Origin of the sequence: Kribbella sp. NBC_00889 (assembly GCF_045207705.1) — a bacterium.
Classification (GTDB): domain Bacteria; phylum Actinomycetota; class Actinomycetes; order Propionibacteriales; family Kribbellaceae; genus Kribbella.
This window is the reverse complement of record NZ_CP108783.1, coordinates 770,877-782,161: the sequence shown is the minus strand read 5'-3', so window position 1 is coordinate 782,161 and position 11,285 is coordinate 770,877. Positions and strand designations below refer to the sequence as shown.

Annotated in this window: 12 protein-coding genes; 7 read left to right on the top strand and 5 right to left on the bottom strand. The window is 70.3% G+C overall.

The window, feature by feature from the left end:
• Positions 1-167: 167 nt before the first annotated feature.
• Together OG817_RS04005 and OG817_RS04000 are read left to right on the top strand one after the other, a co-directional pair.
• Positions 168-1,196, top strand: a complete 1,029-nt coding sequence (locus OG817_RS04005; protein WP_406052247.1) for a LacI family DNA-binding transcriptional regulator — start codon at positions 168-170, stop codon at positions 1,194-1,196.
• A gap of 126 nt (positions 1,197-1,322) precedes the next feature.
• Positions 1,323-2,492 (top strand): glycosyl hydrolase, encoded by a 1,170-nt coding sequence (locus OG817_RS04000; RefSeq protein ID WP_406052245.1) that lies wholly within the window; start codon positions 1,323-1,325, stop codon positions 2,490-2,492.
• On the opposite strand, the gene OG817_RS03995 is transcribed toward OG817_RS04000, so the two are convergent.
• Entirely contained in the window at positions 2,489-3,205 is a 717-nt protein-coding gene (locus OG817_RS03995) for a TetR/AcrR family transcriptional regulator (RefSeq protein ID WP_406052243.1), read from the bottom strand. The two genes, OG817_RS04000 and OG817_RS03995, sit on opposite strands and share 4 nt — an antisense overlap.
• A 156-nt stretch (positions 3,206-3,361) precedes the next feature.
• On the opposite strand from OG817_RS03995, the gene OG817_RS03990 reads away from it, so the two are divergent.
• The 3 genes from OG817_RS03990 to OG817_RS03980 are packed head-to-tail and all read left to right on the top strand — an operon-like array spanning position 3,362 to position 7,002.
• A complete protein-coding gene (locus OG817_RS03990; protein WP_406052241.1) occupies positions 3,362-3,778 on the top strand; it encodes a hypothetical protein in 417 nt (138 codons plus the stop codon).
• Positions 3,775-4,524, top strand: coding sequence for an ABC transporter ATP-binding protein (locus OG817_RS03985; RefSeq protein WP_406052239.1), 750 nt, complete (start codon positions 3,775-3,777; stop codon positions 4,522-4,524). The genes OG817_RS03990 and OG817_RS03985 overlap by 4 nt, the downstream gene beginning before the upstream one ends.
• 3 nt (positions 4,525-4,527) lie before the next feature.
• On the top strand, positions 4,528-7,002 hold the full coding sequence (locus OG817_RS03980) for an FtsX-like permease family protein (protein ID WP_406052237.1): 2,475 nt from the start codon (positions 4,528-4,530) through the stop codon (positions 7,000-7,002).
• Here the strand turns inward: OG817_RS03980 and OG817_RS03975 are convergent.
• Positions 6,988-7,485: an SseB family protein gene (locus tag OG817_RS03975; protein ID WP_406052235.1), complete on the bottom strand. Its 498-nt coding sequence runs from the start codon at positions 7,483-7,485 to the stop codon at positions 6,988-6,990. The two genes, OG817_RS03980 and OG817_RS03975, sit on opposite strands and share 15 nt — an antisense overlap.
• A gap of 192 nt (positions 7,486-7,677) precedes the next feature.
• On the opposite strand from OG817_RS03975, the gene OG817_RS03970 reads away from it, so the two are divergent.
• Positions 7,678-8,181 carry a hypothetical protein gene (locus OG817_RS03970; protein ID WP_360444204.1) on the top strand — a complete coding sequence of 168 codons (504 nt, stop codon included), beginning with the start codon at positions 7,678-7,680 and terminating at the stop codon, positions 8,179-8,181.
• Positions 8,168-8,839: a uridine kinase gene (locus tag OG817_RS03965; protein WP_406052233.1), complete on the top strand. Its 672-nt coding sequence runs from the start codon at positions 8,168-8,170 to the stop codon at positions 8,837-8,839. Before OG817_RS03970 ends, OG817_RS03965 begins: the two co-directional genes overlap by 14 nt.
• On the opposite strand, the gene OG817_RS03960 is transcribed toward OG817_RS03965, so the two are convergent.
• Genes OG817_RS03960 through OG817_RS03950 form a run of 3 tightly spaced genes read right to left on the bottom strand, consistent with a single transcriptional unit; the run spans position 8,790 to position 11,283 of the window.
• A complete protein-coding gene (locus OG817_RS03960) occupies positions 8,790-9,599 on the bottom strand; it encodes a class I SAM-dependent methyltransferase (RefSeq protein ID WP_396397828.1) in 810 nt (269 codons plus the stop codon). The genes OG817_RS03965 and OG817_RS03960 overlap by 50 nt on opposite strands.
• The gene (locus tag OG817_RS03955; protein ID WP_406052231.1) at positions 9,596-10,042 is read right to left on the bottom strand and encodes a group II truncated hemoglobin; all 447 of its coding nucleotides are present in this window, start codon (positions 10,040-10,042) and stop codon (positions 9,596-9,598) included. Before OG817_RS03955 ends, OG817_RS03960 begins: the two co-directional genes overlap by 4 nt.
• Entirely contained in the window at positions 10,039-11,283 is a 1,245-nt protein-coding gene (locus OG817_RS03950) for an RNA polymerase sigma factor (RefSeq protein ID WP_396397826.1), read from the bottom strand. The genes OG817_RS03955 and OG817_RS03950 overlap by 4 nt, the downstream gene beginning before the upstream one ends.
• Positions 11,284-11,285: the final 2 nt, after the last annotated feature.

The following is an 11,285-nucleotide window of genomic DNA, read 5'->3' as shown; positions in this document are numbered from 1 at the left end:
CGGGACTCTGCGCCGTAGCGAGCAGGTGCTCGGCGGAGTGCAGCGCAAGGCGGAGGATGAGGCGCGGAGTGGGTTTCTCCGTGCCTCATCCTCCAACGCAGCGATGTGCCCGCCGAGCGCCGCGCAGGGCGCAGAGTCCCGAGTCACCCTCGAAAGGGAGGTACCACGTGGCCAGACCGACGATCGCCGACATCGCGATCCGCGCGGGTGTGTCCAAGGGGGCGGTGTCGTTCGCGCTGAACGGGCGGCCGGGGGTCAGCGACGCGACCCGGGAGCGGATCCTGAAGATCGCCGAACAGATGAGCTGGCGGCCGCACAGCGCGGCGCGGGCGCTCGGCGCGTCCCGGGTCGACTCGGTCGGGATGGTGATCGCCCGGCCGGCCCGCACGCTCGGCGTGGAGCCGTTCTTCGCGCACCTGCTGTCCGGCGTGCAGTCCGGCCTGTCCGCGGAGTCGATCTCGCTGCAGTTGCTGATCGTCGAGGACACCGCGACCGAGATCGAGGTGTACCGCCGGTGGTCCTCGGAGCACCGGGTCGACGGCGTGATCCTGGTCGACCTGAAGGTCAAGGACCCGCGGATCGACGAGCTGAAGGCGCTCGAGCTGCCGGCCGTGGTGATCGGCGGACGCGGCGGCAAGGGCGCGCTCGCCTCGGTCTGGGCCGACGACCGGGACGCGATGCTGTCGATCGTGGAGTACCTGGCCGCCCTCGGCCATCGCCGGATCGCCCACGTCGCCGGTACGCCGCTCTTCCAGCACACCGTGCGCCGGATCAAGGCCGTCCGGGACGCGGCGCCCCGGCTCGGCCTGGTCGATGCGCCGTCGCTGACCACGGACTTCAGTGACGCCGAAGGCGCGGCGACGACCCGCAAGCTGCTGTCCCAGGCGAGCCGGCCGACCGCGATCGTCTACGACAGCGACGTGATGGCGGTGGCCGGCCTCGGGGTGGCGATGGAGATGGGCGTCTCGGTGCCCGGCGACCTGTCCATCGTGGCCTTCGACGATTCGATCCTGACCCAGTTGATGCATCCGGCCCTGACCGCGCTGTCCCGCGACACCTTCGAGTTCGGCCGGCAGGCGGCCGAGGTACTGCTCGAGGTCATCGCCGACCCCACCCGGATCATCAACCGCCGCACCGCCGACCCGGTCCTCACCGTCCGCGAGTCCACCGCTCCCCCGGCCCGTCTGGTGGGTTGACCCACCAAACGGCGGGTTCACCCACCGCACCACATGGGCGAACCCACACTCCGATGGGTCAACCCACCAGACGGGCGCGGCATGGGCGGTTGCCGCAACACCCTAAACCGATTTAGCATCCTCGGCATGCTCTCGGATCCCGTCACGCCCCGGTTCGGTGCGAACCACGTTCCGTCGGCCGGGTGGTTCTACAGCTGGCTCGACTACGACGGCGACGCGGTACGGCGGGACTTCGCGGATCTGGCCGGGATCGGGCTGGACCATGTCCGGGTGTTCCCGGTCTGGCCGTGGATCCAGCCGAACCGGGCGATCATCCGTGAGCAGGCGATCGAGGATCTCCTGGACACGATCGACGCCGCCGCCGAGCACGGGCTGACCGTGGCGGTCGACCTGATCCAGGGCCACCTGTCCAGCTTCGACTTCCTCCCGTCATGGGTCCTCACCTGGCACAGGACCAGCCTGTTCTCCGATCCCGCGGTCCGCGACGGCCTGACGACGTACGTCGACACCGTCGCCCGCGCGATCGCGACCCGGCCGAACGTCTTCGCGATCACGCTCGGGAACGAGGTCAACAATCTCTGGCCGGACAGCGCGACCACAGCGGAGACCTCGACCGGCTGGGCGCAGGACCTGCTGACCACGCTGAAGAAGGCGGCACCCGACGTACTCGCGCTGCACTCGGTCTTCGACGACGCCTGGTACAAGGCCGACCACCCGTTCCACCCCGTTGATGTCGTGGAGCTGGGTGACCTGAGCACTGTCCACTCGTGGGTTTTCAACGGGGTCTCACGAGTGGACGGTCCCCTCGGGCCGGCCACACTCAGCCACGCGGACTACCTGGTCGAGTTGGCCGCGGCGACCTCGCTCGATCCGCGACGACCCGTGTGGCTGCAGGAGATCGGCGTACCCGGGCCGGACATCCCGGTGGACCTTCAGGCCGAGTTCACCCGGCGGACGGTCGAACTGGTCATCCAGAACCCGGCGCTGTGGGGCGTGACCTGGTGGTCCTCACACGACATCGACCGCAGGCTGCTCGACTTCCCGGAACGCGAGTACGACCTGGGTCTGTTCAGCGTCGACCACCAGCGGAAGCCGGCCGCACAGGCCCTGGCGGACCTGATCGCCGAGGTACGGGCGAACGGCGTACAGGCGCAACCGGCGACCAGCACGCTCACCGCACCGGCCAACCTGCGCACGGAGCCGCACCGTCGTCCGGAAGTTGCCCCCGGCAGCGAATTCCACCGGCAGTGGGTCGCCGCGCGCGCCAACGGTCCGGTCCGGATCGTCCTGCCTTAGGACTCGCGGTTGATCAGGACCTCGATCCCGTCCAGGATCCGGGTCAGCCCGAACTCCAGGTCGTCGTCGAGGCCGTCCTCGTACTCCTGATTGGTGTAGAGCGCGGTCAGCATCGGGTAGCCACCCTCCATCAGCCGCGGGACCAGGAACTCGCCGACCTGCTCGGCCTGGACGGGCGTGTCCACGGCGGCCCCGAGCTGCCGGGCGAGAACGCCGTAGTTGCGGGCGAATCCGTCCAGGAGCATCAAGCAGCCGAGCATGTCGTGCTGACTGAGTCCAGTGCCGTCGAGGGCTTGGAGCATCGCCTCCATCCAGCGCATGACGTTCGGCGTCACGGGCGCGCCGCGGATCGGGATGTCGAGCAGCCAGGGGCGCTCGGCGTACAGATCGACCTGCGCGGTGACCCACGCGGTCGCGGCCTCCCGCCAGCCGGACGGCAGCTCAGGCGGCGGGCCGACAGCCTTGTCCTGGACCAGCACGATCAGCTCGTCCTTCGACCGCACGTAGCGGTACATCGCGTTCGTACTGACGCCGAGCCGGGCCGCGATTCGCTGTAGCGACACCGCCTCGAACCCGTGACTGTCGCCGAACTCGATCCCGGTCGCCACGATCTGCTCGACCGACAACGCCGGCTTCGGCCCGCGCCGCTGCACCGGCTGCACACCCCAGGACAGGGCGAGCCCCGGCGGCAACTCCCCGCGGTCCTCGGTCATGCCCTCCATCTTCGCGCATCACGGCCCCGGCCCAGAGGGGTGCTAGCACCACCCCTGAAACGGGTCCTGAGCACCGGGCGGACAAAACTGTTCAACCCATACGCTGTTTGACGTCCAGACAACCCCGTCAGGACAACCCTCGAAAGGAATCCTCCGATGAACACCATGCTCGAACCGCTGCTGCTGCCGGACCAGGTCGACCTGAGCGAGGACGACCGACGTACGGCCGTCGCCAAGCTCGACCGGGCCGTCCGGAAGACCCCGCCGCAGGCCGGCGACCGGCAGGACCTGTTGCTCGAGGCCCGCACTCGCGGCGACCTCCACCAGGTCTTCGACGGCATCGCCGACGCGCTCCCGCCCCGCGGTCTCACCGTCGCGCTGCGAGCGGTCAGCGCCGTCTGGCTGCTCACCTGCGTCGTACAGTTCGTGATCTGGGTCGTACTGGCGGCCTTCGGTCACTTCGACTGGCCGTGGTGGCTGTGGTCGGACATCGGCCTCGGCCTGGTCGTCGCCGTCGTGTGGTGGACCAACGAGTCCTACTACCGCCAGACCGATGTGCTGGTCACCCGATGAGCGCCCCGGTCCAGCTCACCGACGTCCGCAAGGTGTACGGCACCGGTCCCGGCGCGGTCACCGCGCTGGGCGGTGTCACCTACGGCTTCGAGGCCGGCACCTTCACCGCGGTGATGGGCCCGTCCGGCTCCGGCAAGAGCACGCTGCTGCACTGCGCCGCCGGCCTCGACGCTCCGACGTCCGGCGACGTACATCTGACCGGACGATCTTTGCGCGGCCTGGACGAGACCGCCCTGACCGAGCTGCGGCGCGAGCACGTGGCCTTCGTCTTCCAGTCCTTCAACCTGATGCCGGCCCTCACCGTCCGGCAGAACGTCGTACTGCCGCTCATGCTGGCCGGGAAGTCGCCGGACGAGGCATGGGTGTCCGAGGTGATCCGGCGGGTCGGACTCGGTGACCGCACCCGGCACCGGCCGAGCGAGCTGTCCGGTGGTCAGCAGCAACGGGTCGCGATCGCCCGGGCACTGGCCGGACGCGCCGCGATCACGTTCGCGGACGAGCCGACCGGCGCGCTGGACACGGTCACCGCACTCGACGTCCTCGCACTCCTCCGCGACCAGGCCCGCGCACTCGGGCAGACCGTCGTGATGGTCACCCACGACCCGGTCGCGGCGTCGTACGCCGACCGCGTCGTCTTCCTGGTCGACGGCCGGATCGCCTCGGAGACCGTCCACCCCACCCCAGAGGCCGTCGCCGCGGAGCTCGCCCACCTCAGCGCCGGCCGCTACTCACCGTCGGAGACCTGAATCATGATCCGCCTCGCCATCACCACCCTGCGGTACCGGACCGCTGCCTTCCTCGCCATCCTCGTCGCCGTCTTGCTCGGCGGTGCCCTGCTCAGCGCAGCCGGCGGCCTGCTCGAGACCGGCCTCCGGCTCAACGCCCCGCCCCAGCGCCTCGCCGCCGCGCCCGTCGTCGTCACCGGCGACCCGGCGTACCACCCGCCCAACGGTTCCGGCTCGGCCGCGTTCCCCGAGCGCCACCGCGTCGACGCCGACCTGGCGGACAAGCTCGCCGGTACGCCGGGAGTCCCGCAGGCGATCGCGGATCGCTCGTTCCCGGCCGTGATCACTCCCGGCACGGATGCACTCACCGGACATGGTTGGGCGTCCGCGGCCCTGACGCCGTACCAACTGACCGCGGGTCAGGCGCCGCACACGGGTCAGGTCGTGCTCGATCAACGCCTGGCCGGCACGTCCAAGCCCGGCGACCGGATCAGCGTGACCGTCAACGGCCGGCCACAGACCTTCACCCTGGCCGGAATCGCGGCCGCTCAACGTCAGGTCGACGTACCGTCGGTGTTCTTCGCCGATGCGGACGCGGCCCAACTGGCTCCTGGAGTCGACGCGATCGGCGTGTTCCCTGCAGGTGGGACCTCGGCGCCTGACCTGGCGAAGCGCCTCGAGCTTCCGGACGGCGTACGAGCGTATGCCGGAGACGACCGGGGCGTCGCGGAGTACAGCGGGATCGCGACCAGTCTTCCGCTGATCATCATGTCCGGCGTCTTCGGTGGGATGGTGGCCGTGGTGATGGCACTCGTGATCTCGGCCACGATCGGGCTGTCGGTCCGGCAACGCCGGCGCGAACTCGCACTGCTGCGGGCCAGCGGCGCGACGCCGCGGCAGGTCGGCAAGATGGTGATCGCCGAGACGATGGTGGTCGGGGTGATCGGCCTGGTCCTCGGACTGCTCTGCGGCCGGTTCGCCGGTGACTGGATCTTCGGGATGCTGGCCGATGGCGGGATCGTGCCGTCGCAACTGCGGTTCGACCAGGGCCCGCTGCCGTTCGCGGGTGCGGCTCTGCTGACCTTCGCCGTACTGCGGATCACGGTCGGCTTCGCCGCCGGACGCGCGGCTCGGATCCGGCCGATCCAGGCGCTGGCAGAGGCCGCCGTACCGGAGGTCGCACTGGGACGCGTCCGGTTGATCATCGGCGCGGTGTTCGCGGGAGTGACGGTGTCGATCGCGATGTCCACGCTCTTCATGAGTCCCACCAACGCTGCGGCGATCGGCGGGCCGGCGGGTCTGACCGGATCCATCGCGGTCGCGATCCTTGCACCACTGGTGATCCAGCGGGCACTCGTGCCACGGCTCACCGCGCTGATCGAGAAGCGCGGGACCAGCGGAGTTCTCGCGGTGATCAACCTGCGGGTCCGGGCCGTCCAGTTCGCCGCGATCCTGATCCCGATCACGATCGCCACGACCATTGCTCTCGGCAACATCTACGCGCAGACCACCCAGCAGAAGGCGGCCGTCGAGGCGTACACGGACAACCTGGCCGCGGATGTGGTCGTGACCAGCACGTCCGGTGGGATCCCCGCCTCGCTGACCGACAGTGCGCGGTCTCTGCCCGGTGTCACCGCGGTGTCCGAACTGGTCCGCAGCAAGGGCTGGATCGAGGAGCCGTACGACAGCTCGCACACCAGTGATGCCTGGCCACTGCTCGGTCTGAGCGGACCGGTCTACAAGGGAGAGGTCACGAAGGGTTCGCTCGACGACCTGACCGGCGACACCGTGGCGCTGCCGCCCGGTACGGCGAAGAAGCTGAAGGTCGACGTGGGATCGGAGATCGGGGTGCGGCTGGGCGACGACGCTCTGGTGAAGCTCAAGGTGGTCGCCCTCGCGAAGGGCCCGTCCGGCTACGAGTCGATCCTGCTGCCCGCCGCACTGCTGGCCTCGCACACCACGACCGGACTCCCCAGCCAGCTGCTCCTCAAGACTCACGACAAGGAGGCCACGACGAAGTCGATGGTCCTGTCGGAGTGGCCGGGATCGAGCGTCGGCGGCCGGGATCTGCTGGCCTCCGGGTACGACGCCGGCCTCGGGGTCGACGCCTGGATCGGGTACCTGCTGGCCGGGATCGCCGTCGCCTACACGGCGATCGCGTCGATCAACACGATCGCGGTCGCGGTCCTGGACCGGCGGCGGGAGTTCGGGCTGCAACGGCTGACCGGCTCGACCCGGCGGCAGGTCAGCCGGATGCTGACCCTCGAAGGTCTCGTGATCGCGGCACTCGGTCTCGTCCTCGGGCTCATCGCGGCGGCGTTCACCGTGCTACCGATCGCGGTCGCGACCCGCGGCTGGCCGATCCCGTCCGGTCCGGCCTGGATCCTGCTCGCCTGGGTTGCCGTGATCCTCCTACTGGTGCTGCCGACCACCGCGATCACCGGCCGGATCGCGCTCCGCTCGAAGCCGATGGACGCGCTCAGCTCAGCTGTCGGCTGATTCGATCCATGCGAAGCCGCCGTCTTCCAGGCGTACCACCTGGAGGCCGGCGGCCAAGCGCCGTACGTCGTCGGTCTCGATCACTCCGGTCGCGGGACCGGCGATGTCGAGGACGATCGCGGCGGCCCCTTCCTGGATCGCCGCAGTCGCGACCAGTTGGGCCTGCGCGGGCATCGGCCGGGCGTCCGGGCTCCACCGGGTCAGGCTCTCGGTGCCTGTGAAGGCGAGCAGTGCGTTGCGACCGTCCTGTCCCTGCAGCAGCGCAACCGCCATGTCCGAGGTCTTGTCATGTGCCAGCCCGTTCTCGTCGTACTCGACCTCGCCGAGCATCGCCACCACGGGCACCAGCAGCCGTGCCCTCGTCAGCGCCGCCAGGGTCGCCCCCTGGTCACGCTCCGCGAGCGCGCGAGCCAGCGCGGGGTCGGCCGACCCGTCGTCGTTGTCGAACCCGGTGAAGGCCAGTCGGCGTTTCGGAGGCTGCACCCCGTCATTGTCCCCGCCGGACCTCCACCACTCATCAACCGGGCCCGGACCAGGGTCCGCGACGCCGATTTGAGCGTGCCGAGGGCGGTGGCACCGCAGTTGGTGAGTGCTGGGGGTCCGGAGCGGGGTTTCAGGGTGGTGTCAGGGCTCTTCCCCTCTTGGTTCCGCGCCGGACTGTGCGAGCCTGGGTATGTGCCTGACTTCAACGATCTGACGCTGCTGCCGTTCTGTGTGGGCCTGACCCTGCTCGGCCTGATCGGCTCGTGGACCGCCTGGCGGCGCCGCGGGGCGGCGGCCGGGACGCGTGGAGTGGCCTGGTCCCTGTTGCCGGTGTCGCTCTACCTGACCGGCCTGCTGGAGCTCGTCTGGGACGTGGTCCGGTCGACCGTCAGCTGGGTCACGCACCTGATCTTCTCCCCCACGGTGTGGTCCGGGGTCGCGCTGTTCGGTGTCTCGGTCGTGCTGTACGTCGTCTCCGGCGTGGCCAAGGGCCGGCGTGGCGACACAGTCAAGGCACCCAAGGCCGAGAAGAAGCCCGCCTCGCCCGCGGGTGAGCTGACCGCCACGGGTCCCGCACCCGCGTCGGCCGCTCCCGCCAAAGCTGCCAAGCCGGCCAAGGGGTCGAAGGCGAAGCAGCAGGAATCGTCGGAGTTCGACGAGATCGAGGACATCCTGAAGCGCCATGGAATCAACTGACCACCCCGCTGACCACGGGACCCCCCTGACCATCGACGCTCTGCTGGACAACGTCCAGGCCGCACCACCCCGGCTCGGCCGGACCCGGCTGATCGGCATCGACGGACCGGCCGGCTCCGGCAAGACCGGCCTCGCCGCGAAGATCCAGGCCCGGGCCGAGGCCCGCGGGCTGCGCACCGGCATCATCCACATGGACGACCTGTACGACGGCTGGACCGGAGCCGTCCGCGGGTTCGGCCTGCTCCGCGACCACGTCCTGCAGCGGATCGCCGACGGCCGCGAGGGCCGGTACCGCCGCTACGACTGGGACCTCGGTGCGTACGCCGAACTCCACGTCGTACCGGTCACGGTCGAACTGCTCGTGGTCGAGGGCGTCACCTCGTGCGACCGCGACGCCGACCGCTGGCAGTCGCTGCGGTTGTGGGTCGAGACCTCGAACGAGGTCCGGCTGGACCGTGGCATCGCCCGCGACGGCGAGGCCCTGCGCGACCACTGGCTGGACTGGATGCGCTGGGAGCGCGATCACTTCGCCGACCAGGAGACCCGTTCCCGCGCGCACGTCATCGTCGACGGCGACCCGGCTGTCCCGCACGACCCGGCGCTGGAGATCATCCCGAAGTCGGTGGCACTCCCGCCGCACGACTCGGCGGCCTCCTGACCACGATCAGCCGGGCGCTGGGATGGTGGGTCCACTCACCCACGGGTGCTCGCTCGAGGTACTGCATCCGTAGCTCCGCCATGTAGTCGTCGCCGTGCGCCAGCGCGAGTGCGCGCAGCGGCCCGGCGCGGTGAACCGCATCGAAGTACGTCGCCGCGTCCGGGTGGGTCATCGGGTGGGAGACCATCTCGTCGCGCTCGATCTCCGCGCCGGCGAGCGCCGGGACGAGTTCGTCTTCCCAGGGACGTCCGGCGTTGTCTCCGACGACCGAGTCCAGGAGGGCGAACGGCCCGGTTTCCTCAGCGACATCGGGCCAGTAGACGACGCACAAGCGGCCGCCCGGGCGAAGTGCGTCGTACCACGAGGCGATAGCGGATCGCGGATCCGGCAGTTGCTGCAGGCCGAAGACCGAAACGACGGCTGCACAGAAGCCCAACCAGCGTGGATCGAGAGTCGCGGCGTCACCCTGGACGAGCTCGACGTCGGCGTCCGGCAGCCGGGCTGCGCGTTCGCGCGCCAGCCGCACCATCCCCGCCGACAGGTCGATGCCGACGATCCTCCGCCCGGGAAAGCGTGGGGCGAGCAGGTCGAGCTCGGGGAACGTGCCGCAGCACGGCACGAGGATCGGGCCGTCGGGTACGTCGCCCACCGCGTCGACCGCCGTCCTCACCCAAGGCGCGAAGCGCGGAACGAAGTACACCTCGTAGCCGGCGGCCGCCTCGTCCCAGCCCCGGGCGATCCTCGCGAGGCGGTCGGTCACGGCCCCTCCAGACCGTCCCAGGACCAGCGCGGAATGCTCATGCCTTCGGCCACTTCGTTGGTGGAGTGGTGATACATCGTGTTCCAGGTCGCCCACGCGAAGTAGTCGTGCAGCACCCCGCGCAGACGATCGTCCGCGGCGAGGCCCGCATCGCGCAGCGCCTCGTCGAAGCAGTCGACCGCCCGGCGGTTCATCTCGTCGTGCTCGCCGTTCCCGCTGTGGATCCGGACGACTGACGTCTCGTCGCCGTAGATCCCGGAGTACGACGCCGGCCCGCCCAGCGCCTCGCTCCAGTACGCCGCCAGCCGCTCGGTGTGATCCGGGCGGAACCCGTGACTGAACGCGTGGCTCACGACCTCGTCCGCCATCACTCGCTCATGCCAAGCGTGCGCCAGCCGGAGAATTCCCTCTGTCCCACCCGCAGCCTCGAAGACCGTCGTCATGCCGATGAGTCTTGCACTGCCCGCCGACAGTCGTCGAGACGATCACGGATATGAGTCCGTTCGGGTTCCGACCCGGCCAGCTCGAGCGCCTGCCTGTACGCAATCATTGCCTCCGGCAACCGGTTGAGCCGGTGCAGGAGGTCGGCGCGGGCCAGCGCGTAGGGGTGGTACTTCTGCAAGCGTGGCGCGTCGGACAGCTCGTCGAGGAGGGCCAGACCTGCCTCGGCGCCGTCGCGCATCGCGACCGCGGCGGCGCGGTTGAGCGCGACCACCGGAGACGGGTCGATCGCGATCAGGACGTCGTACAGGGCGACGATCTGCGGCCAGTCCGTGCCGGCGAAGTCACCCGCCTCGTCGTGCAGGGCGGCGATCGCGGCCTGGACGGCGTACGGTCCAGCCGGGCCGCCGGTGAGCGCGGCAACCACCAACTCCCTGCCCTCGGCGATCATCTCGCGATCCCACCGGCTGCGGTCCTGGTCTTCGAGCAGGACGAGTTCGCCGGCGGGGTCGCTGCGCGCGTCCCGGCGGGCGTGAACCAGCAGCATGAGGGCCAGCAGGCCGGTGACCTCGCGCTCGGCCGGAAGCAGACGGTGCAGGATCCGGGCCAGCCGGATCGCCTCCTCGGCCAGGTCAAGCCGTTGCAGGAACGGGCCGGAGCTGGCGGCGTACCCCTCGGTGAACACCGAGTAGATCACCTGCAGCACTCCAGGCAGCCGCTCCGGCAGTTCGTCCGGGCCTGGCACCCGGAACGGGATGCGGGCCTCGCGGATCTTCGTCTTCGCCCGGACGATCCGCTTCGCCATCGTCGCGGTCGGCACGAGGAACGCTCGCGCGACCTCCGGCGTACTCAGCCCGGCGAGGCAGCGCAGCGTCAGCGCACCGCGGTCCTCGGCGGCCAGGGCCGGATGCGCACAGGTGAAGAACAGCTCGAGCCGCTCATCCGGTAGCCCGCCATCCGCTGACGGGACCGGGTCGGCGCGGTCGGCCTCGACCTGCAGTACGGCGAGCTTGGCGGCGTACACCTGGTCGCGCCGCAACCGGTCGACCGCCTTGCGCCGCGCGGTGGTCATCAGCCAGCCGCCGGGGTTCGGCGGGACTCCGTCGACCGGCCACCGCACCAGCGCCGCTTCGATCGCCTCGGAGGTGACCTCCTCGGCCAGGTCGAGGTCGCCGAAGCGCCGGGCGAGCGCCGCCAGCAACCGGCCGCGCTCCTCCCGGAACACCTCCTCGACCTGGTCCATCC